The 26,166-nt window shown below is 65.7% G+C and carries 24 protein-coding genes; 10 read left to right on the forward strand and 14 right to left on the reverse strand.

Features of this window, described 5'->3' with window-relative positions; translation table 11 throughout:
• Position 1 precedes the first annotated feature (1 nt).
• The 4 genes from ACXPWS_RS02880 to ACXPWS_RS02895 are packed head-to-tail and all read right to left on the reverse strand — an operon-like array spanning position 2 to position 3,661.
• Positions 2-403, reverse strand: a complete 402-nt coding sequence (locus ACXPWS_RS02880; RefSeq protein WP_458710994.1) for a nuclear transport factor 2 family protein — start codon at positions 401-403, stop codon at positions 2-4.
• Complete coding sequence (locus ACXPWS_RS02885) at positions 400-1,584, reverse strand: thiolase domain-containing protein (RefSeq protein ID WP_458710995.1); 1,185 nt, start codon at positions 1,582-1,584, stop codon at positions 400-402. Before ACXPWS_RS02885 ends, ACXPWS_RS02880 begins: the two co-directional genes overlap by 4 nt.
• A gap of 3 nt (positions 1,585-1,587) precedes the next feature.
• Positions 1,588-2,643 (reverse strand): thiolase domain-containing protein, encoded by a 1,056-nt coding sequence (locus ACXPWS_RS02890; protein WP_458710996.1) that lies wholly within the window; start codon positions 2,641-2,643, stop codon positions 1,588-1,590.
• A 13-nt stretch (positions 2,644-2,656) separates the two neighbouring features.
• The gene (locus tag ACXPWS_RS02895) at positions 2,657-3,661 is read right to left on the reverse strand and encodes a Zn-ribbon domain-containing OB-fold protein (RefSeq protein WP_458710997.1); all 1,005 of its coding nucleotides are present in this window, start codon (positions 3,659-3,661) and stop codon (positions 2,657-2,659) included.
• A gap of 59 nt (positions 3,662-3,720) precedes the next feature.
• Here ACXPWS_RS02895 and ACXPWS_RS02900 point away from each other — a divergent pair, with 59 nt between their 5' ends.
• The 4 genes from ACXPWS_RS02900 (at position 3,721) to ACXPWS_RS02915 (ending at position 8,132) form a co-directional block, all read left to right on the forward strand.
• Positions 3,721-4,752, forward strand: a complete 1,032-nt coding sequence (locus ACXPWS_RS02900; RefSeq protein WP_458710998.1) for an LLM class F420-dependent oxidoreductase — start codon at positions 3,721-3,723, stop codon at positions 4,750-4,752.
• A gap of 88 nt (positions 4,753-4,840) precedes the next feature.
• Complete coding sequence (locus tag ACXPWS_RS02905; RefSeq protein ID WP_458713390.1) at positions 4,841-5,521, forward strand: acetoacetate decarboxylase family protein; 681 nt, start codon at positions 4,841-4,843, stop codon at positions 5,519-5,521.
• Positions 5,522-5,529: 8 nt separating this feature from the next.
• Positions 5,530-6,720 carry a cytochrome P450 gene (locus tag ACXPWS_RS02910; protein WP_458713391.1) on the forward strand — a complete coding sequence of 397 codons (1,191 nt, stop codon included), beginning with the start codon at positions 5,530-5,532 and terminating at the stop codon, positions 6,718-6,720.
• A gap of 74 nt (positions 6,721-6,794) precedes the next feature.
• On the forward strand, positions 6,795-8,132 hold the full coding sequence (locus ACXPWS_RS02915; RefSeq protein WP_458710999.1) for an MFS transporter: 1,338 nt from the start codon (positions 6,795-6,797) through the stop codon (positions 8,130-8,132).
• Here the strand turns inward: ACXPWS_RS02915 and ACXPWS_RS02920 are convergent.
• Entirely contained in the window at positions 8,119-8,919 is an 801-nt protein-coding gene (locus tag ACXPWS_RS02920) for a crotonase/enoyl-CoA hydratase family protein (protein ID WP_458711000.1), read from the reverse strand. The two genes, ACXPWS_RS02915 and ACXPWS_RS02920, sit on opposite strands and share 14 nt — an antisense overlap.
• 69 nt (positions 8,920-8,988) lie before the next feature.
• Here ACXPWS_RS02920 and ACXPWS_RS02925 point away from each other — a divergent pair, with 69 nt between their 5' ends.
• Together ACXPWS_RS02925 and ACXPWS_RS02930 are read left to right on the forward strand one after the other, a co-directional pair.
• Positions 8,989-10,638 carry an acyl-CoA synthetase gene (locus ACXPWS_RS02925; protein ID WP_458711001.1) on the forward strand — a complete coding sequence of 550 codons (1,650 nt, stop codon included), beginning with the start codon at positions 8,989-8,991 and terminating at the stop codon, positions 10,636-10,638.
• A gap of 2 nt (positions 10,639-10,640) precedes the next feature.
• Positions 10,641-11,762, forward strand: a complete 1,122-nt coding sequence (locus tag ACXPWS_RS02930) for an NAD(P)H-dependent flavin oxidoreductase (protein ID WP_458711002.1) — start codon at positions 10,641-10,643, stop codon at positions 11,760-11,762.
• 15 nt (positions 11,763-11,777) lie between these two features.
• Here ACXPWS_RS02930 and ACXPWS_RS02935 read toward each other — a convergent pair whose 3' ends face one another.
• From ACXPWS_RS02935 to ACXPWS_RS02960, 6 genes are all read right to left on the reverse strand, one after another.
• Positions 11,778-13,331, reverse strand: a complete 1,554-nt coding sequence (locus ACXPWS_RS02935; protein ID WP_458711003.1) for a succinic semialdehyde dehydrogenase — start codon at positions 13,329-13,331, stop codon at positions 11,778-11,780.
• A gap of 210 nt (positions 13,332-13,541) precedes the next feature.
• Positions 13,542-14,261: an envelope biogenesis lipoprotein LpqN gene (gene lpqN / locus ACXPWS_RS02940; protein WP_458711004.1), complete on the reverse strand. Its 720-nt coding sequence runs from the start codon at positions 14,259-14,261 to the stop codon at positions 13,542-13,544.
• A gap of 182 nt (positions 14,262-14,443) precedes the next feature.
• On the reverse strand, positions 14,444-15,250 hold the full coding sequence (locus ACXPWS_RS02945; protein ID WP_458711005.1) for an SDR family NAD(P)-dependent oxidoreductase: 807 nt from the start codon (positions 15,248-15,250) through the stop codon (positions 14,444-14,446).
• A gap of 9 nt (positions 15,251-15,259) precedes the next feature.
• Positions 15,260-16,756 carry a long-chain-fatty-acid--CoA ligase FadD17 gene (gene fadD17 / locus ACXPWS_RS02950; protein WP_458711006.1) on the reverse strand — a complete coding sequence of 499 codons (1,497 nt, stop codon included), beginning with the start codon at positions 16,754-16,756 and terminating at the stop codon, positions 15,260-15,262.
• Position 16,757: 1 nt separating this feature from the next.
• Positions 16,758-17,858 carry an acyl-CoA dehydrogenase family protein gene (locus tag ACXPWS_RS02955; protein ID WP_458711007.1) on the reverse strand — a complete coding sequence of 367 codons (1,101 nt, stop codon included), beginning with the start codon at positions 17,856-17,858 and terminating at the stop codon, positions 16,758-16,760.
• 15 nt (positions 17,859-17,873) lie between these two features.
• Positions 17,874-19,055: an acyl-CoA dehydrogenase family protein gene (locus tag ACXPWS_RS02960; RefSeq protein WP_458711008.1), complete on the reverse strand. Its 1,182-nt coding sequence runs from the start codon at positions 19,053-19,055 to the stop codon at positions 17,874-17,876.
• Between the two features lie 169 nt (positions 19,056-19,224).
• Between ACXPWS_RS02960 and ACXPWS_RS02965 the strand changes: the two genes are divergently transcribed.
• From ACXPWS_RS02965 to ACXPWS_RS02980, 4 genes are all read left to right on the forward strand, one after another.
• Complete coding sequence (locus ACXPWS_RS02965; RefSeq protein ID WP_458711009.1) at positions 19,225-19,416, forward strand: ferredoxin; 192 nt, start codon at positions 19,225-19,227, stop codon at positions 19,414-19,416.
• Between the two features lie 13 nt (positions 19,417-19,429).
• The gene (locus ACXPWS_RS02970) at positions 19,430-20,365 is read left to right on the forward strand and encodes a 3-oxoacyl-ACP reductase (protein ID WP_458711010.1); all 936 of its coding nucleotides are present in this window, start codon (positions 19,430-19,432) and stop codon (positions 20,363-20,365) included.
• A gap of 274 nt (positions 20,366-20,639) precedes the next feature.
• Positions 20,640-21,404 (forward strand): MlaE family ABC transporter permease, encoded by a 765-nt coding sequence (locus ACXPWS_RS02975; protein WP_458711011.1) that lies wholly within the window; start codon positions 20,640-20,642, stop codon positions 21,402-21,404.
• Between the two features lie 7 nt (positions 21,405-21,411).
• A complete protein-coding gene (locus tag ACXPWS_RS02980) occupies positions 21,412-22,254 on the forward strand; it encodes an MlaE family ABC transporter permease (protein ID WP_024453766.1) in 843 nt (280 codons plus the stop codon).
• 7 nt (positions 22,255-22,261) lie between these two features.
• On the opposite strand, the gene ACXPWS_RS02985 is transcribed toward ACXPWS_RS02980, so the two are convergent.
• Genes ACXPWS_RS02985 through ACXPWS_RS02995 form a run of 3 tightly spaced genes read right to left on the reverse strand, consistent with a single transcriptional unit; the run spans position 22,262 to position 26,140 of the window.
• Positions 22,262-23,425: a hypothetical protein gene (locus ACXPWS_RS02985; protein WP_458713392.1), complete on the reverse strand. Its 1,164-nt coding sequence runs from the start codon at positions 23,423-23,425 to the stop codon at positions 22,262-22,264.
• A 7-nt stretch (positions 23,426-23,432) separates the two neighbouring features.
• A complete protein-coding gene (locus tag ACXPWS_RS02990; RefSeq protein ID WP_458713393.1) occupies positions 23,433-24,632 on the reverse strand; it encodes a sulfotransferase family protein in 1,200 nt (399 codons plus the stop codon).
• A 53-nt stretch (positions 24,633-24,685) separates the two neighbouring features.
• A complete protein-coding gene (locus tag ACXPWS_RS02995) occupies positions 24,686-26,140 on the reverse strand; it encodes a flavin-containing monooxygenase (RefSeq protein WP_458711012.1) in 1,455 nt (484 codons plus the stop codon).
• Between the last annotated feature and the right edge of the window lie 26 nt (positions 26,141-26,166).

Below are 26,166 nucleotides of genomic sequence, written 5' to 3' on the forward strand. Positions count from 1 at the left end.
GTCAGATTTTGCGCGCGCCCGCCGTCGCGGCCGCCAGTTCCCAGTAGGCGCGCAGTGCGGCGATCTTGCCGTCGGCGTTCACCCGATAGGTGAACACACCCTCGGCGACGACCTCATACCCGTGCGAGCGAATGGTGATGTGGCCGACGTTGGCTTCCTCGTCGCCGCAGACATAGGACTTGTCGAAGTGGAACTCCAGCTGACTCGGCGCGATCGCCATATCGAAGAATTTGGCGATCGCCTCTTTACCGCGGTGGCCCACGCCTTCGGGATCGAAATGCGACGGGCCGATCGGGTCCTCGACGATGGCGTCATCGGCGAACAACGCCAGCCACGCCTCTTTGTCCTTTGCGACGGCGGCCTCCCGGGACCGCCGGCCGGCGAGGGTCACCGGGGCGGTCACTGCGACTTGCCTGCCGGTTTGTCGCTGGAGACCACCCACATGGAGTAGTACTGTGCGCCGCCGCCGTAGGCGTGGCCGAGTGCCTTGCGTGCACCGGGAACCTGGTGATCACCGGCCTTGCCCATCACCTGGATCGCCGACTCGGCGAACCGGATCATGCCCGATGCGCCGATCGGGTTGCTCGACAACACGCCACCGGAGGCGTTGAACGGGATACGGCCGCCGATCTCCGTCTCGCCCGCCTCGGTCAGCTTCCACCCCTCGCCTTCGGGCGCGAAGCCGAGGCTCTCCAGCCACATCGGCTCGTACCAGGAGAACGGCACGTACACCTCGGCGGCGTCGATTTCGTCGATCGGGCTGGTGATCCCGGCCGCCTTCCACAGCGCGGCGGCGGCGTCCCGGCTGGCCTGCGGATTGACCTGGTCGCGGCCCGCGTAGGCGAGCGGTTCGGTGCGCAGGGCGGTGGCGTGGATCCAGGCCACCGGGTTGCCCGCGGCGAGGTGAGCTTCGGCCGCTTCCTCGTTGCCGATCACCATCGCCGCCGCACCGTCGGACGATGGGCACGTCTCGTCGTAGCGGATCGGGTCCCACAACATCGGTGAGGCCATCACCTTCTCGACGGTGATGTCCGGCTGATGCAGATGCGCCAACGGGTTCTTCGCGCCGTTGCGCCGGTCCTTGACCGCCACGATGGCGCCGATGTGATTGGGAGCGCCGGAGCGCCGGATGTACGCGCGGATATGCGGAGCGAAATACCCGCCCGCTCCCGCGCCGACGGGCTTGGTGAAGGGCACCGGAATGCTCAACGCCCACATGGCATTCGATTCCGATTGCTTCTCCCAGGCCATGGTCAGCACCCGCTTGTACTTGCCGGACTGCACCAGGCTGGCCGCGACGATGGCGGTCGAGCCACCCACCGAACCGGCGGTGTGCACCCGGATCAGCGGCTTGTTCGTCGCTCCGGTGGCGTCGGCCATGAAGAGTTCGGGCATCATGACGCCTTCGAAGAAGTCGGGCGCCTTGCCGACCACCACGGCATCGATATCGTCAAACGTGGAATTCGAGTCCGCCAGCGCCCGGTCGATGGCCTCGCGCACCAGGCCGTTCATCGACACGTCATGGCGCTTGGCGACGTACTTCGTCTGCCCGGTTCCCAGAACCGCGGCGAGCGCACCTGCCATCAGTTATTTCCCTTCCAGCACGGCGACGAGATTCTGTTGCAGCGCAGGACCACTGGTGGCGTGCGCCAGCACCCGCTGCGCGGAACGAGAGAAGATGTGTTGCGCGGCGAAGCCGATGCGTTCCAGTCCGGCCGAGAACATCGGGTTGGCCGCCAGCGCGCCACCCGAGGGATTGATCTTGGTCGACGACGGCAGCCCGATCGCCTCGGTGAGGATCAGCTGCTGGTGGGTGAACGGCGCGTAGACCTCCGCGACGTCGATCGACCCGAGATCACCGCCGGTCGCGGCGGCCGCCGACGATGCGGTGGACGGCGAGGTGGTCAGGTCACGTGCGCCCAGGATCGGCGTTTCGATGCGATGCTCGAAACCGGTGATCCAGGCCGGGTTCTCGCGCAGTTCACGGGCCCTGTCGCCGGCGGCCAGCACGATCGCCGACGCACCGTCGGTGATCGGTGCGATGTCGTGGCGGCGCAGCGGATCGGCGAAGTAGGGCCGGGACAGCAGCTCGTCGATGCTGCCGGTGACCTCCTCCCGGTCGGTGCGGCCGGCGGCGGCATAGGAATCCAGGGCCACCTGAGCCATCTGCTCGGCCGTCCACTTGCCCGCGTCCAGGCCGGCGCGGGCCTGCAAGCCGGCCATCGACACCGAGTCCGGCCACAGCGGCGCCACGGTGTACGGGTCGGTCTGCATGGCGAGCACCCGGCGCAGAGTGCCTGCCGAGGATTTGCCGAACCCGTACACCAGGGCGGTCTCCACCTGGCCGGTCAGCAGTTTGATGTAGGCCTCGTACAGCGCCCACGCCGCATCCATCTCGACGTGCGATTCGTTGATCGGCGGAATCGCGCCGATCGAGTCGATGGCCGAGATGAACGAGAAGGCGCGGCCGGCAAGGTAATCCGAGGATCCCGAGCACCAGAAACCGATATCGGTCTGCTTGAGGCCGAGCTCGGTGTACAGCTGGTGGAAACACGGCATCAGCATCTCGACGCCGTTGGTGGTGCCGTCGGTGCGGCGGACGTGGGGCGCGTGTGCGAAGCCCACCACTGCGATTTCGGTCATCAGTTCGGGTCCTTCACAGGTGGTGCTTGTAGGTGTCGTATTCGGCATCGGGTTCGCCGGTGGGCTTGAAGTAGTCGATGTTGTCGATGCCGAGGCCCCACTCCTCGCGGGGCTTCCACACGGCCTGCACGCGCATGCCCATCCGGACATCGGCCGGATCGATCTCGACGACCAGATGCAGGAACGGGATGTCGGCGCCGTCGAGCAGCACGTACGCCGCGACATAAGGCGGTTTGATGCGTTGCCCGGGGAACGGGATGTTGATGATCGCGAACGTGGTGACTGTGCCCTTGTCCGGCAACTCGATGAACTCGTCGAGCGCCAATCCCGTTGCGGGATCAGCCTCTTTCGGTGGGAAGTAGACCTTGCCCGGCTTACCGTCGCGACCGCTGCGGGTCCGGCCGGCGAGCAGCTTGCCCTCTTCCAGCGCCTTGAGGAAGGTGGTCTCGGGCAACGACGCGGTGTGCTGGATCTCGATGAAGCTGGGGCTCACCTGCACGGTGACCGGATCGCGGTCATCGGAGGAGGGCTCGACTGGCTCCTCCTGGTCCCCGGGCACGAACCAGGCGATATCGGTGATCGCGCCGACCGGCTCGTCGATCCAGTGCGCGTGCACCCGGTCACCGGTCTTGAGGGTGCCCTCCGGGGCGTCCACCGCGTGCAGCAGCGGGGTGTCCGCGCCGTCGAGCAGGATCAGCGCCCAGGCGAACGGGCGGTCCAGCGGCTGTCCCTCCAGCGGGGTCGACTGCCACGTCCAGGACTGCACCGTGCCCACGCTGCTGACGGGTACCACCTCGGTCAGGGCCGCGTAGGTGACCGGGTCATACTCAGCGGGCGGCACGTGCACCCGGCCATCGGACCCGCGCACGCCGACGATGCGTCGCTCGCGCAGGGCGGTGAAGAACTGGGACAGCAGTGGTCCGACTGAACGGGTGTAGTCGAATGCGAGCTTCAGCGGCGCTGACAACGGCCGCTCATGCTTGTCGATCTGCACCGGGCTGCTTTGGCCTGTGGTCACGGCATCGAGTAGAACAGGTTCTAAGAATGGTTTCAACCATGGGTCGAGAGGTGAGTTAGATGAAGTTGGGTCTTCAGCTCGGATACTGGGGCGCCAAGCCGCCGACCGACCATGCCGAACTCGTCGCCACGGCCGAAGCCGAGGGCTTCGACACCGTCTTCACCGCGGAGGCGTGGGGCTCGGATGCCTACACCCCGCTGGCGTGGTGGGGACGCGAGACCACGCGCATGCGGCTGGGTACCTCGGTGCTGCAGCTCTCGGCCCGCACCCCCACCGCGCTCGCCATGGCCGCGCTGACACTGGATCATCTCTCCGGCGGGCGGCACATCGTCGGCCTCGGCGTCTCCGGGCCGCAGGTGGTCGAGGGCTGGTACGGCGCCAAGTTCCCCAAGCCACTGGCCCGCACCCGCGAGTACATCGACATCCTGCGCCAGGTCTGGGCCCGCGAGGCCCCGGTGCGCAGCGACGGCCCGCACTACCCGCTGCCGATCACCGGCGAAGGCACCACCGGGCTGGGCAAGAACCTCAAGCCGATCACCCACCCGTTGCGCGCCGACATCCCGGTGATGCTGGGCGCCGAGGGGCCCAAGAACGTCGCGCTGGCCGCCGAGATCGCCGACGGCTGGCTGCCGATCTTCTACTCGCCCCGCATCGCGGGCATGTACAACGAATGGCTGGACGAGGGATTCGCCCGGCCGGGCGCACGGCGCACCCGCGAGACCTTCGAGATCTGCGCGACGGCGCAGGTCGTGGTCACCGACGACCGCCCGGCCATCATGGAACTGATGAAACCGCACCTGGCCCTGTACATGGGCGGGATGGGGGCCGAGGACACCAACTTCCACGCCGACGTGTACCGCCGGATGGGCTACGCCGAGGTCGTCGACGACGTGACGAAGTTGTTCCGAACCGACCGTAAAGATGAGGCGGCCAAGGTCATTCCCGATGAGCTGGTCGACGATTCGGCGATCGTGGGCAACCTGGACTACGTCAAGGAGCAGATCAAGGCCTGGGAGGCCGCCGGCGTCACGATGATGGTGGTCGGTGCCCGGTCGGTGGAGCAGATCCGTGATCTCGCGGCATTGGTGTAGACACTTTCTTGCAGTTGTCTAGAACGCGTTCTAGATTTGGCGTGTGAGCCACGCCACTGAGTACACCATCGCCGGCACGTTGTTGACCATGCCCGTGCGGGTGCGTACCGCGCAGCAGCACATGGCGATGTTCTCGGTGGACGCCGGCGCTGCGCAGCGGATGATCGACTACAGCGGTCTGCAGGTGTGCCGGTACCGGCCCGACAAGGCCATCGTCGTGCTGATGCTGATGCACTACCTGGACACCGATCTGGGCCGGTACTACGAGTACGGCACCAATGTGATGGTCAATCCGCCCGGGGTGACCGCGACCGGCCTGCGCGCACTGCAGTCGGCCGGAGCGTTCATCCATCACCTGCCGGTCGACCAATCTTTCACCCTGGAGGCCGGGCGGACCATCTGGGGTTACCCGAAGGTGATGGCGGACTTCAGCATTGCCGACGGCAGGACATTCTCTTTCGATGTGACCATCGACGGCAGGCACGCGGTCGGGATGGATTTCAGCCCCGGATTGCCGATCCCGGCAGCGTTCACCTCCGGCCCCCGGGTCCACCCCACCTACTCACACCTGGACGGTGTCACGCGCCTGACGTCGGGGGAGATGAGGATGACCGGGGTGCGCTACCGGCCGGGCGGCGTCGCGGTGCGCCTCGGTGATCACCCCTACGCCAGGGAGCTCGCGGAGCTGGGCTTCCCGAAGCGGGCCCTGTTCTCTGGTTCGGCCAGGAACGTCGACATGACCTTCGGTGACGCCAAGGAGATTGCGTGACAACAGTTATCGCCAAACCCGATGTGGATCTGGCCGACGGGCGTTTCTACGCCGACGGTAACGCCGCGCGCGAGGCGTACCGCTGGATGCGGGCCAACCAGCCGGTGTTCCGGGACCGCAACGGACAGGCCGCCGCCGCCAGCTATCAGGCGGTGCTGGACGCCGAGCGCAACCCGGAACTGTTCTCCAGCGCGGGCGGAATCCGGCCGGACCAGCCCGGTATGCCGTACATGATCGACATGGACGATCCGGCGCACCTGCTCCGGCGCAAACTCGTCAACGCCGGGTTCACCCGCAAGCGGGTGATGGACAAGCTGCCGTCGATCGAGCGGCTGTGCGACACCCTGATCGACGGAATATGTGAGCGGGGCGAGGCGGATTTCGTCCGGCAGATCGCCGCCCCGCTGCCGATGGCGGTGATCGGGGACATGCTCGGCGTGCTGCCCGAGGAACGCGACATGCTGCTGCAGTGGTCCGATGACCTGGTGTGTGGATTGTCGTCACACGTCGACGAATTGACCATCCAGAAGCTGATGGACACGTTCGCCGCGTACACCGCGTTCACCATGGACGTCATCGCCAAGCGGCGCGCCGATCCCACCGAGGACCTGTTCTCCATCCTGGTGCACTCCGAGGTGGAGGGGCAGCGGATGAGCGACGACGAAATCGTGATGGAGACCCTGCTGATCCTGATCGGCGGTGACGAGACCACCCGGCACACATTGTCCGGTGGAACCGAGCAACTGCTGCGGCACCGCGATCAGTGGGAAGCGCTGGTGGCGGATGAAACATTGCTGCCGGGCGCCATCGAGGAGATGTTGCGCTGGACGTCACCGGTGAAGAACATGTGCCGCACCGTCACGGCCGACACCGAGTTCCACGGCACCGAACTCAAAGCCGGCGAGAAGATCATGCTGATGTTCGAAGCCGCCAACTTCGACGAGTCGGCGTTCGAGAACGCGCACGAGTTCCGCATCGACCGGAACCCGAACAGCCATCTGGCGTTCGGGTTCGGTAGCCACTTCTGCCTGGGCAATCAGCTGGCCCGCCTCGAGCTGAAACTGATGACCGAACGCGTGCTGCGCCGGCTGCCGGATCTTCGGCTGGCCGACGGCGCCGAGGTGCCGCTGCGGCCGGCCAACTTCGTCAGCGGCCCCGAGGCGATGCCGGTGGTGTTCACCCCGACCCCGCGAAGGTAAGGGCTCGGCAAGAAAACGGGCGACATCCGGCAGAGCCTGCACCCGCCGCGCCGGCGAGCGCCGAAGATGGGGCAATGACCACATCGAGCCGGGCCGATACCCGCCGCGCCATCTGGAACACCGTCAGGGGGTCGTCGGGCAACCTGGTCGAGTGGTACGACGTCTACGTCTACACCGTCTTCGCCACGTACTTCGAGAAGCAGTTCTTCGATGAGGCCGACCAGAATTCGACCGTCTACGTGTACGCGATCTTCGCGGTCACCTTCCTCACCAGGCCGCTGGGCTCGTGGTTCTTCGGCCGGTTCGCCGACCGCCGGGGCCGGCGTGCCGCGCTGACCATCAGCGTGTCGCTGATGGCGTTGTGCTCGCTGGTGATCGCGCTGGTGCCGGGCCGGGACAGCATCGGGGCGGCCGCGCCCGTCGTGCTCATCCTGTGCCGGCTGGTGCAGGGTTTCGCGACCGGCGGTGAGTACGGCACCTCGGCGACGTACATGTCCGAAGCCGCGACCAGGGAACGACGAGGCTTCTTCTCGTCGTTCCAGTACGTCACCCTGGTCGGCGGTCACGTGCTGGCGCAATTCACCCTGCTGATCATCCTCACCACTCTGAGCACCGCGCAGGTGCACGAATTCGGTTGGCGCATCGCATTCGCCGTCGGCGGTGTGGCGGCGATCGTGGTGTTCTGGCTGCGCCGCACCATGGACGAATCGCTGTCCGCCGAGCAACTGGAGGCGATCAGGGAAGGCAAGGACAACAGCGCGGGATCGATGAGGGCCCTGCTCACCGACTACTGGAAGCCGCTGCTGCTGTGCTTCCTGATCACCCTCGGTGGCACCGTGGCCTTCTACGCGTACAGCGTCAACGCGCCGGCGATCGTCAAGGCCACCTACAAGAACGAGGCGATGACGGCCACCTGGATCAACCTGGTCGGGCTGATCTTCCTGATGCTGATCCAGCCGGTGGGCGGGATCATCAGCGACCGGATCGGGCGCAAACCGCTGCTGCTGTTCTTCGGTGTCGGGGGTGTGGTCTACACCTACGTGTTGTACACGTATCTGCCGCAGACCCGTTCGCCGGTGATGTCGTTCTTGCTGGTCGCCGCGGGGTACGTCGTCCTCACCGGCTACACCTCGATCAATGCCCTGGTGAAATCCGAACTGTTCCCGGCGCATATCCGGGCGCTGGGTGTGGGAGTCGGTTACGCGCTGGCGAATTCGGCGTTCGGCGGTACCGCACCCCTGATCTATCAGGCGCTCAAGGCGCGCGATCAGGTGCCGCTCTTCATCGGCTACGTGACGGTGTGTATCGCCGTATCACTGGTGGTGTACCTGTTCTTCCTGAAGAACAAGGCCACCACCTACCTGGACCGCGAGCAGGGCGATGCGTTCCTGCCTCGCGTTACTTCATCTTGAACTGAGGGGCGCGCTTCTCCTTGAACGCCAGCGGTCCCTCCTTGGCGTCCTCGGACAGGAACACCGGAATGCCGTTGGCCGTATCCGGTTTGAAGGCGTCCAGTTCGTGCATGCCTTCGGTGTCGCGGATGGTCTTGAGGATGGCCTGCACGGCCAGCGGCCCGTTGTTGTTGATCACGTCCGCGATCTCCAGCGCCTTGTCCAGCGCCGTGCCGTCGGGCACCACGTAGCCGATCAACCCGTAGTCCAGCGCCTGCTGGGCGGTGATGTGCCGTCCGGTCAGCAGCATGTCGCACGCGATGGTGTACGGGATCTGGCGCACCAGGCGCACCGCGGAGCCGCCCATCGGGTACAGGCTCCACTTGGCCTCGGAGATGCCGAACTTTGCACTCTGTCCGGCGACCCGGATATCGGTGCCCTGCAGGATCTCGGTGCCGCCCGCAATGGCCGGGCCCTCGACGGCGGCGATCAGCGGCTTGGTCAGCCGGCGACCCTTGAGCAGGCCGTCGATCCGCGACGGGTCGTAGCTGCCGTCCTTGAACGAGTCGCCCGGGGGCTTCTTGGTGGCGCCCTTGAGGTCCATGCCGGCGCAGAAATAGCCGCCGGCGCCGGTCAGGATGGCTGTACGGATCTCCGGATCGCTGTCCACCCGGTCCCATGCCTCGACCATGATCGAGAGCATCTCGCCGGAAAGAGCGTTGCGGGCCTCCGGCCGGTTGAGCGTGACGATCAAAGTGTGTCCGCGCTGCTCAATGAGGGCGTCGGGGCCCTTTTGGGTCTCGCTCACGACAATTGGCCTCCCTGCTCGTCAACCTCAGACTTGTCACGAAATGTAACACGTTCTAGTTTAGGTCCCGTGGCCCTGAATATCGCCGATCTCGCCGAGCACGCCATCGATGCTGTGCCAGACCGTGTCGCCCTCATCAGTGCGGACGACCAACTCACCTATGCCGAACTGGAGGAGAAGGCGAACCGGTTCGCCCACTACCTCCTGGCCCAGGGCATCCAGAAGGACGACAAGGTCGGGTTGTACTGCCGCAACCGCATCGAGATCGTCATCGCGATGCTCGGCATCGTCAAGGCGGGCGCCATCCTGGTCAACGTCAACTTCCGCTATGTCGAGGGTGAACTGAAGTACCTGTTCGACAACTCCGACATGGTGGCGCTGGTGCACGAGCGCCGATACGCCGACCGGGTGGCCAACGTGCTGCCCGAGACGCCGAACGTCAAGACCGTGCTGGTCGTAGAAGATGGAGCGGACGGCGACTTCTCGCGTTACGGCGGCGTCGAGTTCTACTCCGCCATCGCCGGGCACTCCCCGGAGCGCGATTTCGGCCCGCGCAGCGCCGATGACATCTATCTGCTCTACACCGGGGGGACCACCGGTTTCCCCAAGGGTGTGATGTGGCGGCACGAGGACATCTATCGGGTGCTGCTCGGCGGCACCGACTTCGCCACCGGCGAGCCGCTGGCCGACGAGTACGACCTGTCCAAGCAGGCCGCCAGCAGTGCGCCGATGGTGCGCTACCCGATCCCGCCGATGATCCACGGCGCCACCCAGTCGGCCACCTGGATGGCGCTGTTCTCCGGCGGCACCGTGCTGCTGGTCCCCGAGTTCGACGCCGACGAGGTGTGGCGCGCCATCCATCAGCACAAGGTCAACCTGTTGTTCTTCACCGGCGACGCGATGGCCCGGCCACTGCTGGATTCGCTTCTCGCACATCAGGAAAAAGGAAACGAGTTCGATCTGTCCAGCCTCTTCCTGCTGGCCAGCACCGCCGCGCTGTTCTCCACCAGCCTCAAGGAGAAATTCCTGGAGCTGCTGCCCAACCGGGTCATCACCGACTCGATCGGCTCGTCGGAGACCGGCTTCGGCGGCACCAGCGTGGTGGCCAAAGGCCAGTCGCACACGGGCGGGCCGCGGGTGACCATCGACAAGAACACCGCGGTGCTCGACGAGGACGGTAACCCCGTGGTACCCGGCTCGGGGGTGCGCGGCATCCTGGCCAAGCGCGGTCACATCCCGGTCGGTTACTTCAAGGACGAGAAGAAGACCGCCGAGACCTTCCAGACCATCAACGGTGTGCGGTATGCGATTCCGGGCGACTACGCCACGGTCGAGGCCGACGGCAGCGTGACCATGCTGGGCCGCGGTTCGGTGTCGATCAACAGTGGTGGCGAGAAGATCTATCCCGAAGAGGTGGAGGCCGCACTCAAGGGCCATCCGGACGTGTTCGACGCGCTGGTGGTCGGGGTGCCCGATGAGCGCTTCGGCAATCACGTCGCCGCCGTCGTGGCGCCGCGCGCCGGCACCCGGCCGACATTGGCCGCACTCGATGAGTTCGTCCGCAGCGAGATCGCGGGATACAAAGTGCCGCGCAGCCTTTGGCTGGTCGACGAGGTGAAACGGTCACCGGCGGGTAAGCCCGACTATCGTTGGGCCAAGGACACCACCGAAGCCCGGCCGGCCGATGAAGTGCACGCCAAGCATGTGGGAGCGAAGTAGAGATGAAAACCGAATTATGCGAACGGTTCGGGATCCAGTACCCGATCTTCGTCTTCACCCCGTCGGAGAAGGTGGCCGCCGCGGTCAGCAAGGCGGGCGGTCTCGGTGTGCTCGGCTGCGTGCGGTTCAACGACGCCGATGACCTCGAAGAGGTTCTGCAGTGGATGGATGCCAACACCGACGGCAAGCCCTACGGTGTCGACATCGTGATGCCGGCCAAGATCCCCACCGAGGGCACGGCCGTGGACATCAACAAGCTCATCCCGCAGAGTCACCGTGATTTCGTCGCGAAAACCCTTGCCGACTTGGGTGTTCCACCGCTGCCCGAGGATGAGGAGCGCAACGAGGGGGTGCTGGGCTGGCTGCACTCGGTGGCGCGCAGCCACGTCGACGTGGCGCTCAAGCATCCGATCAAGCTGATCGCCAACGCGCTGGGCTCCCCGCCGGTGGACGTCATCGAGCAGGCGCACGCCGCGGGTGTACCGGTGGCCGCATTGGCCGGCAGCGCCAAACACGCGTTGCGTCATGTGCAGAACGGCGTCGACATCGTCGTCGCGCAGGGCCACGAGGCCGGCGGGCACACCGGTGAGATCGGCTCGGTGGTGCTGTGGCCGGAAATCGTCGACGCGCTGGACGGCAAGGCACCGGTGCTGGCCGCCGGCGGAATCGGCTCGGGCCGCCAGGTCGCCGCCGCACTGGCACTCGGAGCCCAGGGTGTGTGGATGGGCTCGGCCTTCCTGACCGCCGCCGAATACGATCTCGGGCACCGGCTGCCCGGTGGCACCTCGACCATCCAGGACGCGCTGCTGCGCGCCACCACCGCGGACACCGTGCGCCGCAAGATCTACACGGGTAAGCCGGCGCGGCTGCTCAAGACCAAGTGGACCGACGCCTGGGACGCCCCGGACGCCCCGGAGCCGCTACCGATGCCGCTGCAGAACATCCTCGTCAGCGAGGCACACCAGCGGATGAACGAGTCGGACAATCCCGACACGGTGTCCATGCCGGTGGGCCAGATCGTCGGCCGGATGAACCAGATCCGCCCCGTGGCCGACATCATCGAGGAGTTGGTGGCCGGATTCGAGCAGGCCACCAAGCGCCTCGACGGTATCGCCGGCGGGTAATCCGCCGCGAACGGGTTACCGGCCGGGCAGCTTCTGCACGGCCTGGATCATCGGGGTCAGTGCCTTCTGCCACCAGGCTGACGGAATGCCAAGGGGCGGGTCGAGATTGAGCACCCGCGCGGTGGACACCGTCTGCGATTCGGTGTATTTCAGGATGCCGTCGGCGCCGTGCCTGCGGCCGACGCCGGAGGCTTTCATGCCGCCCATCGGTGCGGCGGTGCTGCCGAAGGCCAGCGCGTAGCCCTCATCGACGTTGACGGTGCCGGCCTGCAGCCGGGCCGCGATCGCCTCACCCTCGGCCTTGCTGGCGGCCCACACGCTGGCGTTGAGCCCGTACTCGGTGTCGTTGGCCTTGGCGATCGCCTCGTCCACCGAGTCGACAGGGTAGATCGACACCAACGGGCCGAACGTCTCGTTGCGGCCGCATTCCATCTCGTCGTTGACATCGGTGAGCACCGTCGGTTCGTAGAACAGCGGGCCGATATCGGGCCGGGCGTTGCCCCCGGCGATGACCTTGGCGCCCTTGGCTTTCGCGTCATCGACATGCAGGGACACCGTTTTGATCTGGTCTTCGGAGATCAGGCTGCCCATGTCGGCGCTGAAGTCGTAGGCGGTGGAGAGCTTCATCGCCTTGACCTGCTCGGCGAACTTGGCGGCGAACTCGTCGGCGATCGCCCGCTCGACGTAGATCCGTTCGATCGAGATGCACAGCTGCCCGGCGTTGGAGAAGCAGGCCCTGGTGGCGGCCTTGGCGACCACGTTCAGGTCGGCGCCCTCGGCCACGATCATCGGGTTCTTGCCGCCCAGTTCGGCGGAGAATCCGATCAGCCGGCTGCCGCACTGCTCGGCCAGGGTCCGGCCGGTCGAGGTGGAACCGGTGAACATCAGGTAGTCGCAGTTCTGCACGATCGCGGTGCCGACCACCGAACCGGGGCCCGGAACCACGGCGAACAGATCCCGCGGGAGCCCGGCCTGGTACAGCAATTCGGCGTTGGCGAGCGTGCAGTAGGGGGTCTGGCTGTCCGGTTTGACCACCACCGCGTTGCCGGCCAGCAGCGCGGGGATGGAGTCGGAGATGGACAGCGCCATCGGATAGTTCCACGGCGAGATCACGCCGATGACACCTTTGGGATGGTGGTTGACCACGGTCTTGACCACCCCGGGCAGCAGGCCCTGCACCCGCTTGGTGCCCAGCAGCTTGACCGCTTCGCGCGCGTAGTAGCGCGCGTTGAGGATCATGTCGACGATCTCTTCCTGGGCGGCAGAGCGGGCCTTACCGGTCTCGGCCTGGGCGACGTCCATCAGGAAATCGCGGTTGGCGATCACCAGATCGCGAAACCGCTCGATGATCGCGGACCGCTCCGTGACGGGACGCGCGGCCCATTCGACCTGCGCGGCACGGGCTTTGGCGAACGCCGCGGCGACGTCCTCGGCGTTCCCGATCGGGATGGTGGTCAGTTCCCGGCCGGTGAACACCTCGTCGATCTGCTTGGTGGGGCGGGCGTCCATATCGGCAATGGCGACCAGCTTGCGCAGACGGGCGAAGTCCGCGGTGGATGGAGCGGGCATGGTCGACTCTCCCTTACTGGTGAGTAACTAGCGGTTAGGCCAAACCTACCCGGTACCGGCGGTCCCGCAAAGAGAGTGTGTCCGATTCATTCATGGGCCGGCCCGCAGACGGACCCTGACCTGCGCTGAACCACGATCCGACGCGCACCGCAGCCGGATACGAGAATGCCTCCACGGGCGCACCCGTGGAGGCAAACTCAATCGGTCGAGTCAGGGGGTGATGGTGGTACCGGAATCGATGGCGTCGGTGGCAGCGCCGACGATCTCCTTCTGGTTCTCCAGGCCATCGGCGTTGAGCTGCAGCACATACAGGCCGTCGCTGCCGGGGATCACCACCGTCTTCTGCGCGACGATCTTCTTCTGGCCGTCCTGCACCCAGGTGCCGCCAAGCTGGAAGGCCGGGTACTCGCCGAGGGTGCTCGTGGCGCCCTCGTTGAGCGGTTCATATCCGGACAGGTTCTGCAGCTCACCCGGCGCCAGGTCGAGGATCTTCTGCGGGTCGACGTTGCCGGTCAGCTTCGACACGATCGCGACGACGCTCGGGGTGTACTCGGCGGCTTCCGGTCCGGTGTAGACGATCGCGCCGTAGGCCCATTCGGGGGTGTCTTCCCCGGCGGACTCCCAACCGTCCGGCAGCGGCAAGTCGATCGTCGGGGAACCCGGATCGCCACGCCTGACCTGGGTTTCCTGAATATTGTTCGCCTTGATGTAGCCGGCGATGGTCTCGTTCGGACCGGTCGCGTCCTCGTCGCGCGGGGCCACCTTCGGCTTGGTGGTGGCGGTCGCCTTGCTGGTCGACGTCTTCTCCGACGACGACGTGGTCTTCTCGCTGCTGGTCGCAGTGGTCTTGGTGTCCGAGCCGCAGCCCGACAGGACCACGGCGAGGGCGGTGGCCGCGGCCGCCAGACCGGTGAGCGCAGATGCTCTCATGACATAACTCCTCGAGGGTCGAATTCTGATCGGGTGCAGACACGGCAAAGGTCACCGCTTTGCATTTCCGATCGGAAGCGTAGCCCAGGAAAGGGTTCGACGTGCTGAGTAGAACTACTCGAATTTGCGAGCCGGAAAAGGCTCGCCTGATCCGGCAAATACTTTTACGATAATTGGCCCGGTCAGCCCGGACCCAGCTGGTACGACCCCGTTTCGGGATGGCGGTACCAGCCGCCGGCGGCATGGGTTCCACCGTCGACGTGAATGGTCTGCCCGGTGATATAGGCCGACAAATCCGATGCCAGAAAAACCGCCGCTCCGGCCATTTCATCCACATCGCCGCCGCGCCCCAATGGCACCATCCGTGCGGCGTTCTGCAAACGTTGCTGGGACGCCATCCGCGACAGGCCCTCGGTCACGGTGAAATCCGGTGCCAACGCGTTGATCCGGATATTGTGCTCGGCCAGTTCCAGGGCCGCGGTCTGGGTGTAGTTGATGACCCCGGCCTTCGCGGCCGCATAGGCGGCGTAGCCCGGTGCCGCGCGCACGCCTTCGATGGAGGTGATGTTGACGACGCTGCCGCCCCGGCCGGTGTCGGCCATCACCCGCGCAACTCGCTGCGTGCACAGCAGCACGTGGCGCAGATTGGCCCGGTACAGCGCATCCCACCCGTTCTCCGATGTCTCGAGCAGCGGCGAGGAGAAGGTGCCACCGGCGTTGTTCACCAGGATCCGGACCGGGCCGAGCTCGGCGACCGTGCGGCGCAACGCCTCATCGACGGCGTCGGCGTCGCGCACATCGACGGTCAGGCCGAGTGCCCCGATATCGGCCGCGGTGCCGGCGCAGGTCTGTGGGTTGCGTTCCCAGATCGCCACCTGCGCCCCGAATGCGCGCAGGCCGGCGGCGATACCCCGGCCGATGCCCTCGCCGCCACCGGTGACCACCGCGACCCGACCCTGCAGTGAGACGGCGGACGGGTCGATGGCCATCAGCGGACTTTAACGCCTGATCGGGTGCACCGGGTCGGCACAGTCGGTCGCCTGGGCCGACAATTCCCGTTTGAGTACCTTGAACGTCTCGGTCCGGGGCAGCTCGGTACTGACCCTGACGAACGACGGCCACTGTTTGGGGCCGAGGTCGGCCTGTTCGCGCAGGAATGCCGCAAATGTCTCGGCGTCGAAGGACGCACCCGGTGCCGGCACCACCGCGGCCATCACCCTGTCGCCGACCGCCGGGTCGGGGATGGGGTAGACGGCGGCCTCGGCGATATCGGGATGCCGCAACAAGACCCGCTCGATCGGCGCGGTGCCCAGGTTTTCTCCGTCCACCCGCATCCAGTCACCGAGACGCCCCGCGAAGTACACGAAGCCCGCCTCGTCCCGGTAGGCCAGATCACCGGTGTGGTAGACGCCGCCCGCCATCCGCTCGGCCTGTGCCTCGGGCGAGTTGTAGTAGCCCCGAAACCAACCAGCACCAGCCGGATTAATGAGCTCACCGACCACGCCGGGCGGGCACGGCTGCCCGGTCTGCACGTCGACGATGGCGACCTCGTCGGTCAGCGGGCCGAGGGATCCGTCCGGGGTGTCGGGGGTGCGCGCGATGGCCACGCCGCCCTCGGTGGAGCCGAACCCGTCGACCACCAGCACGCCGAATCGTTGCGCGAACCGGACCAGATCGCGCGGCGCACCCTCGTTGCCGTAGAGGAACTTCAGCGGGTTGTCCGCATCGTCGGGCCGCTCGGGTGTGCTGAGGACATAGGACAGCGGCTTGCCGACGTAATTGGCGTAGGTGGCTCGGTAGCGCCGCACATCCGGGATGAACTGCGATGCGGAGAACTTGCGGCGCAAGGCAATCGAGGCACCCGCAGCGACCGCGACCGCCCAGCCCGCCATGATCGCGTTGGAATGAAACAGCGGCATGGACAGGTAGCAGGCGTCGGCCGGGCCCAGGCCGAACCGCTCGGCCAGCATCCGGCCGGGAAAGGCCACCTTGTCCTGGGTGACCCGGACGGCCTTGGGCTCACCGCTGGTCCCCGAGGTGAAGATCAGCATGAACAGGTCGTCCGGGGACAGCTCGGCGAAGGTCACCGCGGCGCCCGCATGGCTGGCGAGTTCGGCTGCCCACTGCGGGGATTCGACGTCGATGTGATCCACCCCGGCGGGGACCTCGGCGCCGGAGTCGGCGAGCACCAACTGGCAGTCCGCGCGGCCGATGTCGCGGGCCAGTGCCGCCCCCCGGCGGGTCGGGTTCAGCCCGACCGGCACGAAACCGGACAATCCCGCCGCCACCAGCACGCTGGAGAAGAACGGCGTATTGCCCAGCAGCACACCGATGTGCGGGGGCCGGTCCGGGTCCAGCCGGGCCCGCAGCGCGGCGGCCAGCTGCGCACCCGCGGCGATATGGTCTCGCCAGCTGGTGAACTCGTCGCCGTGATGGATGCCGCGATCGGTGACCCCGGTCAAGGGGGCGAGCAGCTCACCGACGGTGTCCGTCACGTCACGCCGGGGTGTCGGCCAGTTCGCGGCCGATGCGCAGCAGTTGTCCGGTCGCGCCGCCGAGGGCGAACTCGGTCTGCTTGGCGGCCAGGAAGTACCGGTGGATCGGGTGATCCATGTCGATGCCGACACCGCCGTGCACGTGCACCGTGGTGTGCGCGACGCGATGGCCGGCGTCGGCCGCCCAGAACGCGGCGCTGGCCACGTCGATATCGGCAGGCAGTTCCTCGGAGAGCCGCCAGGCCGCCTGGGTGAGGGTGGACCGCAGCGCCTTGACGTCGATATAGCCGTCGGCCAGCCGGGACGACACCGCCTGGAAACTGCCGATCGGCCGGTCGAACTGTTCACGCTCGCGCGCGTAGACCGCGGTCAGCTCGAGTGCGCGCTCCAGCACGCCGAGCTGGAATGCGGCGCGGCCCAGGGCGTTGTGCACGGTCAGCCAGTCGAGCACGTCCGCACCGCCGATGACGCGCGCTGCCGCAACGGCGGTGCCGCCGAGTTCCAGGTGGCCGACGGTGCCGTGGCCGGTGGTGTCCAGCGCGGTGACCGTGACCCCGGGATCGGCCGCGGTGATGAGCACCACCTTGACGCCCGACGGTGTCTCGGCCGGTACCAGGAAGGCGTCGGCGACCGGTCCGTAGGCCACTTGGGTGCGGGAACCGGTCAGGCGGAAGCCGGCTTGCCCTTCTGAGGTGGCCTGGACCGGGCCCTGGCCCATCTCACCGTCGAGGGCCACGGTGACGATCTTGGCACCGTTGATCGCAGGCACTGCCCAATCCTGTTGCAGGGATTGCGATCCGAACTTGGCCAGCGCGCCGGCGGCCAGCACCGAAGACTCCAGGTAGGGCACCGCGGCCAGCTGGCGGCCGAGTGCGGTCAGCACGGCGGCCTGCTCCAGCACGCCGAATCCGCCACCTCCGACGGATTCCGGTGCGGCGGTGGACAGGATGTCGGCGTCGATCAACTTGGCCCAGAGGTCGCGGTCGAAGCGTTGGTCGAGGCCGTCGAGCACGCGCTGATGTTCCGGCGTGCACACCGACTCGGTGATGGTGCGGACCAGGCCGCCCAGATCGGTGGAGGCCTCGGTGGGTGTGAAATCCATGGTCTGCGGCCTTTCTTATCGGTTCACTCGGGGCAGGCCGAGTGCGACCATGCCGATGATGTCGCGCTGGATCTCGTTGGTGCCGCCGCCGAAGGTGAGGATCAGGCAGGAGCGGTGCATGCGTTCGACCCGCCCGCGCAGCAGCGCACCGGGGGATCCGGTGCGCAGGGTCGCCGAGGTGCCCAGCACCTCCATCAGCAGCCGGTAGGCCTCGGTGGCCAGCTCGGTGCCGTACACCTTTGCCGCGGACGCATCGGCGGGGGAGGGGGCGACATCCTCGGCGGAGGCGAGCTCCCAGTTGATCAGCTTGAGGACCTCGGCCTTGGCGTGCACCCGGGCCAGGTTCAGCTGCACCCACTCCGAGTCGATCAGCCGCTTGCCGTGCACATCCTTGGTGTTCTGCGCCCATTCACGAACACCGTTGAGCGCCACGAAGATCGGCTGCGCCGACACCAGGGCGACCCGCTCGTGGTTGAGCTGATTGGTGACCAGCTTCCAGCCGGCGTTCTCCTCGCCGACCAGACTGGTGGCCGGGACGCGGACGTCCTGGTAATAGGTGGCGCTGGTGTCGACACCGGACATGGTGTGCACCGGTGTCCAGGAGAAGCCCTCGGCGGTGGTGGGCACGATGAGCATGGAGATGCCGCGGTGCTTCTTGGCCTCCGGGTTGGTCCGCACGGCCAGCCATACGTAGTCGGCGTAGGCGATCAGCGACGTCCACATTTTCTGGCCGTTGATGACGTAGTCCTCGCCGTCGCGAACCGCGGTGGTGCGCAGCGAGGCCAGGTCGGTGCCCGCGCCCGGTTCTGAGTAGCCGATGGAGAAGTGCAGTTCACCGGCGGCGATCCTGGGCAGGAAGAACTTCTTCTGCTCATCGGTGCCGAAGTGCATGATCGTCGGCGCGACGCTGTTGATAGTCAGGAAGGGCACCGGGACATTCGCGATGGAGGCCTCGTCGTTGAAGATCAGGCTCTCCATCGGCGTGCGCGCCTGACCGCCGTACTCCTTGGGCCAGTTCAGCGTCAGCCACCCGTCCTTGCCCATCTGCGCGACGGTTTCGCGGTACACGTTGCCGCGGCCCATCTCGCCGTCGCTGGCGGCGAGGGCCTCAGCCCGTTCGGGTGTCATCAGTTTGGCGAAGTACGACCGCAGTTCGCGGCGCAACTCCTCCTGCTCGGCGGTATAACCGATCCGCATCTTCGACGTCCTCACTGTAGGGCTGGTGGCGTGCCGTGCTGTTATAGGAGGTGCTCACGGGCACCTTTATCTCAACCGGTTGTAACACGTTCTAGTCTTGGGGTCCAGGGCGGTATGGTTAGCCGGCACATCGGCGGGTTGTGAACGACCCGGACATCAGGAGGTTGTCATGCGTGTGGAAGTCGACCGCGATCGCTGTGAGGGCAACGCGGTATGTGTGGGTATCGCCCCCGACCTGTTTGATCTGGATGACGATGACTATGCCGTGATCAAGGCCGACCCGGTGCCGGCCGACCAGGAGGACCTGGCCGAGCAGTCGATCGCCGAATGCCCGCGGGCAGCCCTGATCCGAAAAGACTAGAGGTATTCATAAATTGAGTTCATCAGCGCAGAATTCCGCCGCGATCGACCTGTCCGGGAAGGTCGCCGTGGTGACCGGCGCCGCGGCCGGGCTGGGCCGGGCCGAAGCCGTCGGCCTGGCCCGCGCGGGCGCCACGGTGGTGGTCAACGACATCGCCTCGGCCCTGGACAAATCGGACGTGCTCGACGAGATCGCCACCGTCGGCGCCAAGGGCGTGGCCGTTGCCGGTGACATCAGCGCACGCAGCACCGCCGACGAACTGGTGGCCACCGCCGACGGCCTCGGTGGTTTGAGCATCGTCGTCAACAACGCCGGTATCACCCGGGACAAGATGCTGTTCAACATGTCCGACGAGGACTGGGACGCGGTGATCGCCGTGCACCTGCGGGGGCACTTCCTGCTCACCCGCAACGCCGCGACCTACTGGCGGGCCAAGGCCAAAGCCGGCGGGGACGACGGGAACGGCACCGTGTACGGGCGGATCGTCAACACCTCGTCGGAGGCCGGGCTGGCCGGCCCGGTGGGTCAGGCCAATTATGGTGCGGCCAAGGCGGGTATCACGGCACTGACGCTGACCGCCGCGCGCGGGCTGGGCCGCTACGGGGTGCGGGCCAATGCGATCGCGCCGCGGGCCCGCACCGCGATGACCGCCGACGTGTTCGGTGACGCCCCGGCACTGGCCGACGGACAGATCGACGCGCTGTCGCCCGAGCATGTGGTGACGCTGGTGACCTACCTGTCCTCGCCGGCGGCCGAGGCGGTCAACGGGCAGCTGTTCATCGTCTACGGCCCGACGGTCACGTTGGTTGCCGCGCCGACGGTCGCCCAGCGCTTCGAGGCCGCCGGCGACGCGTGGGACCCGGCGGCGCTGAGTTCGGCCCTCGGCGGTTTCTTTGCTGAACGGGATCCGGAAATCGGATTCTCCGCCGCTGCGCTAATGGATTCTTGAAATCGAGAACACCGTGCTCGCGTGACTGATGAGGATTAGAACACGTTCTAAAATGATGTCCGTCACACACGCCCTCACCAGCGGAAATAACTAGTTTTAGCCAAAATTGCGGTTCTTTGACACTGTGAACGTGTTCTAGTTACTATGAGCCCGCTCACTAAGCGCAGGGTGCAGACCAGGGGTGGAAAGGCCGCCGGAGCGAACAGATACCCGCTATATTCGGGCTCTTCGCCAACGCGGATAAATCTTCCCCAACCGAAGAACGGAGCCGAGGTTGATCGAACAGCTTGCGGCTCCGGCGCGGGCCGTGGGTGGGTTCTTCGAGATGACCATCGACACCTTCGTCAAGATGTGGCGGAGACCGTTCCAGTTCCGTGAATTCCTGGACCAGACGTGGATGATCGCCCGAGTCTCACTCGTCCCGACGCTGCTGGTGTCGATCCCGTTCACGGTGCTGGTGGCCTTCACGCTCAACATTCTCCTTCGCGAGATCGGCGCCGCCGACCTGTCCGGTGCCGGCACCGCGTTCGGCACCATCACCCAGCTGGGTCCGGTGGTGACCGTGCTGGTGGTCGCCGGCGCAGGGGCCACCGCCATCTGCGCGGACCTGGGAGCACGCACCATCCGTGAAGAGATCGACGCCATGCGGGTGCTGGGTATCGACCCGATCCAGCGCCTGGTGGTGCCGCGCGTGCTGGCCTCGACCTTCGTGGCGCTGCTGCTCAACGGTCTGGTCTGCGCGATCGGCCTGGCCGGCGGCTATGTCTTCTCGGTGTTCCTGCAGGGCGTGAACCCGGGCGCATTCATCAACGGGCTGACCATCTTGACCGGGCTGGGCGAGTTGGTACTCGCGATGTTCAAGGCCGTGCTGTTCGGCCTGCTGGCCGGTCTGGTCGGCTGCTACCGCGGCCTCACCGTGCAGGGCGGACCCAAGGGCGTGGGCATCGCGGTCAACGAGACGGTGGTCTACGCCTTCATCTGCTTGTTCGTCGTGAATGTCATCTTGACCGCCGTCGGCGTCCGGGTGCTGGAGCGGTGAGGCGAGCATGAGTTATGACGTGACACTGCGGGTGCGCCGGTTCTTCCGTGGCGTGCCCCGAGCCGTGGACAACGTCGGCGAGCAGGCGTTGTTCTACGGCGAGACCATGCGTTACATCCCCAACGCACTCACCCGCTACCGCAAGGAGACCATCCGGCTGGTCGCCGAGATGACCATGGGTGCCGGTGCTTTGGTGATGATCGGCGGCACGGTCGGCGTCGCGGCCTTCCTGACGCTGGCCTCCGGTGGCGTCATCGCCGTACAGGGCTACTCCTCGCTGGGCAACATCGGTATCGAGGCGCTGACCGGCTTCCTGTCGGCCTTCCTCAACGTCCGCATCGTCGCGCCCGTCATCGCCGGTATCGCCCTGGCCGCCACCATCGGCGCCGGTACCACCGCACAGCTGGGCGCCATGCGGGTGGCCGAAGAGATCGACGCGGTGGAAGCCATGGCGGTGCATGCCGTTTCGTATCTGGTGTCCACCCGCCTCATCGCCGGGTTGATCGCGATCATCCCGCTGTACTCACTGTCGGTGCTGGCGGCGTTCTTCGCGGCCCGGTTCACCACCGTGTTCATCAACGGGCAGTCCGCGGGTTTGTACGACCACTACTTCAACACCTTCCTGATCCCGACCGATCTGCTGTGGTCGTTCCTGCAGGCGATCGTGATGTCGATCGCCGTGATGCTGGTGCACACCTACTACGGCTACAACGCCTCCGGTGGGCCGGTCGGCGTGGGCATCGCCGTCGGCCAGGCGGTGCGCACCTCGCTCATCGTGGTGGTGACCATCACCCTGTTCATCTCACTCGCCGTCTACGGCGCGTCCGGCAACTTCAATCTCTCCGGGTAGGCCGAGGCTAACCGAGCATCCGAGTGGCGACCGCCAACTGTCGAGCGGCTATGCGCGCCTCCCACTGCGCCGTCGTGACGGTGTTGTCCTCGAAGAAGGGCAACGCACCGGGCAACCGGTCAAAATCCACCACCTCGGCACGAGGACCGTCCGTGCGCACAATGTCGCGGTCGGTGCGTTGCCATCGAAATTTCATGAAACCGCGGCGGTGCCCGACTGTCTCGATCCAATTCGCAACGCCCGGGTTGTGTTCGCTGATCACCAGTCTGATGTTGCCGTCGGGGTCGACGTTCGACTGATGGGCATTCAAGGACGTCTGGTGATTGATGTAGTCCAACGAGATGTACCACATGCTGCCCAGCTGAAATCCTTGATAGGGCGCGTCCGACAGGGGAACCGTGACGACGAGAGCTTGGTGTGGCTCGAGTTCGAAATATCCGACCGCCGAGAACTGTGTTGTCAGTCCACCTGGGGTGACTCGGGGCGGTTCGAACACGTTCGGCGGGTTGTTGAGATAAAACCACTGCGGAAACTGCAACCAGGTCTTGATCCGGTTGATGAGGTGCATTCCGGCGCCGGTGTATCGAGATGCGATGAAGTCCTCGGTGAGCGTGGGTGCCCCACGGCCGAGGGTGTCCACCCGATTGACTGCCACGGTGCCGCGTCGTTCCGTCCAGTCGTTATAGGCCTCGCGGACAATCAGCTGAGCCGGTCCCGGCCGCATCGCGAAATGGACTTCGCAGCCGGCGATCGGTTCGGCACCGATGCTGACCCGGTAGGTGCCGTCTTCGGTGATCGGAAGGGCGCGATCGTCGAAAGCGGTCAGGTCTGCCGGCAGTGAGCTGTCGCTGTAGGACCCGTCCAGTAGCTGAAAATTCAAATCGACTGTGCTACCGCGGATGCCGCTGAGCAGGTATGTGTGGCGGCCGTCGAGTTGCGTCGCGAAATACAAGAAGTCGGGGTTGTCCAACCCCATTTTGGTGAACGGTCCGGTGCCACTGAGCAGCGTCGGATGGTCCTCACTGAAATTGAACACCAGATGCACGGATGCGGCTATGCCGCCGGCGAGATATTGGAGCCCTTCGAGCAAATCGGCTTCGGACTCGATATGAGGCGCCGACGCGATGAGGCTTTCGGCCTCGGCGATCGCTTCGGCAAAGGGGCGGGTCACTGCATCGTCAAAGGTCACGTACACCTCCGGGTTCGGCGGGAACGGAGAAATGTTCGACATAGCGCGCGTAGGCGTCGTCCACTTCGGTCGCCGTCAAGCCGAACTGCTCCAAGCTGTATCGGTGTTCGCCGTGTTGGTGCTGCCGATGGGCGCTGAGTTCGTCCTGCATGGCCCGGCGGGCGATGTCGGTCAACTGACGTCCTTCCGCCTCGTATATCCGGTCGACGATGTGCATCGGGTCGGCCAGCAGATCCTGGTAGTGCACGTCCACGAATGTGGCATCGCTGGTTTCGCGGAAGTCGATGGCACGTTCGATCATGTTGGCATTCTTGTCGAGCCAGTACCTGGCCACCTCATGGTGATCGACGCGGTCACTGAACAGCGCTTGGTAGTGCGCCAGCATGCTCGATGACGACGCGGTGGTCTGTGCCGGATCCCGGTGCGTCCACACCACGACCGCGCCGGGAAAGGTTCGCAGCAGGACATCCAGGTGTTCCAGATGGGCGGGAGATTTCAGCACCCACCGGCCGCGGGGTTGCTGCCAGTCGAGCACCTGCAAAAGCAGACGGTGCAACTCGTATGCGTCGGCCATGTTTTGTTCCGACAGCCACCGCGCGTATGTCGGTACATGGAACATGACCTCAGGCATCTGGCTGTGCAAGGAATAGTCGAGCAGCAGGACGTCTTCTTCGGGTGCGGTCGATTCCAACGAGTGAATCGCGAAGAACTGCGGCTGCAGGTATCTGAGCGCCCGTTCTTCTTTGCCGGCCTGCATGATTCGCAGGTCCGGACGTCCGGGGATCTGGCGCGGGTCAGGCAGTGGATGTGCGCCTTCCCACGACAGCATGGAGCCCGACCCGGGATCGGCCGCCAAGAGGCGATGTAGCAGCGTGGTACCGGTACGTTGCAAGCCCACGATGACGATCGGGGGCTCGACCGGCCTGGACGTGATCTCGGGCCGGCGTTCGAGCAGCTGTCGCAGCTGCAGGCGGGTACTCAGCATCCGGACCAACCTCACCTGAGCCATCTTTCGACCCATGAAGCTGAGCCGGGCCTCGGTGCACAATGAATGCGCGAGCACGTCGAGCGCTTCGTCGAGATACGCATCGTCGATCCACTCGGAGTGCGCTGCCCGGCAGGCGGCCACGCGCAACCACCTCCCGTCGAGGCGAGGGGCGGCACCGAAGCTACTCAGGGGCGCGGCCATGGCGTTCAACAGGCGCACCGGCCGCGGACTCGAGATGCCGAATCCGTCGGTTCTCACGACAGCCGAAGGTGCTCGTCGGCAATCGGCTGGACGCGCGCCATCCACGAATCCCGGTAGAAATTCATACTCAAACGCCACGGCGGTTTGGAACCCTGCCGGGGTAACGTGTCCAGCACACGCTGCATGTAACCCGGACGGTACTGGGTGAACGGTTCGAGCGACACCGAGTCATCGTCGAGATGTGGTGTCGCACTGGAGATCTGATTCTCGGACATGTAGTTGAGCAACCGGCTCACGTATCGGGACACTATGTCGGCCTTGAGGGTGTAAGTGGCGGCTTGATACCCCACGGTGAAGGCGAAGTTCGGCACCCCATCCAGCATCATGCCCTTGTAACACACCGTGTCGGCCAGAACGAGGGGTCGGTCGTCCAGGTACATGTCTATACCGCCGAACAGCCTCATGTGGAAGCCTGTTGCGGTCACCACGATGTCGGCGGGGATGTGATCTCCACTGGACAACATCACCCCCCGTGAGTCGAAGCGATCGATCTCTCCGGTAACCATGGTGAGGTCACCCCGGTCGATCGATTTGAACAGGTCGCCGTCGAGAATGAGACAGAGTCGGTTGTCCCAGATCTTGTACCTCGGACGAAAGTGTGTCTCCGCGTCGTACCCGTCAGGTAGCTCCTTCTTGGCGCGATCGATGATGGCTTCACCCATCTGGCGTGGCGCCTTGCGGGCCATGTACAGCGATAGCGTCATCATCGAGACGTTCTTTGCCCGGATCGCCGAATACGCTGCCCGCCGGGGGATCCGGCGGAGGAGGAGATTGGCGAACCTGTCACGGCCGGGTCGGCTCACCACATAGGACGGCGACCGCTGGATCACACTCACGTGTTCGGCGTCCTCGGCCAGGCGGGGTGCGAGCGTCATGGCTGTTGCCCCGCTGCCGATGACGGCTATCCGCTTGCCCTCGACGTCCAGGTCGTCTGGCCATTGTTGTGGATGCACCACCGGTCCGCTGAATTCCTCAACGCCACGAAACTCCGGCTGGTAACCGCCGTCGTAGCGGTAGTACCCGGTGCAAGCCACGAAGAACGTACAGGTGATCGATCGACAGCCCTGGGTGGTCTCGACCAGAAGTGTCCATTTGTTGTCCCGCGATGACCACCGCGCTTCGCGTACCCGGTGGTCGAATCGAAGGAAAGGTGTGAGGTTCTCGTCATCGGCGACTTGTTTCAGATACTGCAGGATGGCCTCTCCGTCAACGATGGACTCCTGCTGGGTCCATGGTGAGAAGGAGAACCCGAGCGTGTACATGTCCGAATCGCATCGCACGCCGGGGTAGCGGAACAGGCTCCACGTCCCGCCGAGTTCCGAACGTCCCTCCAGGACGGCCATATTCAGTGTGGGGCAGTACTTCCTGATGTGCCATGCCGCGCTGATTCCTGCGATGCCGGCTCCCACCACCACGACGTCGAGGTGCCTTGCTGCTTCACTGTTCATCTGATCTCCGCATTGTTGGCGCGTCG

Source organism: Mycobacterium sp. BMJ-28, assembly GCF_054404835.1.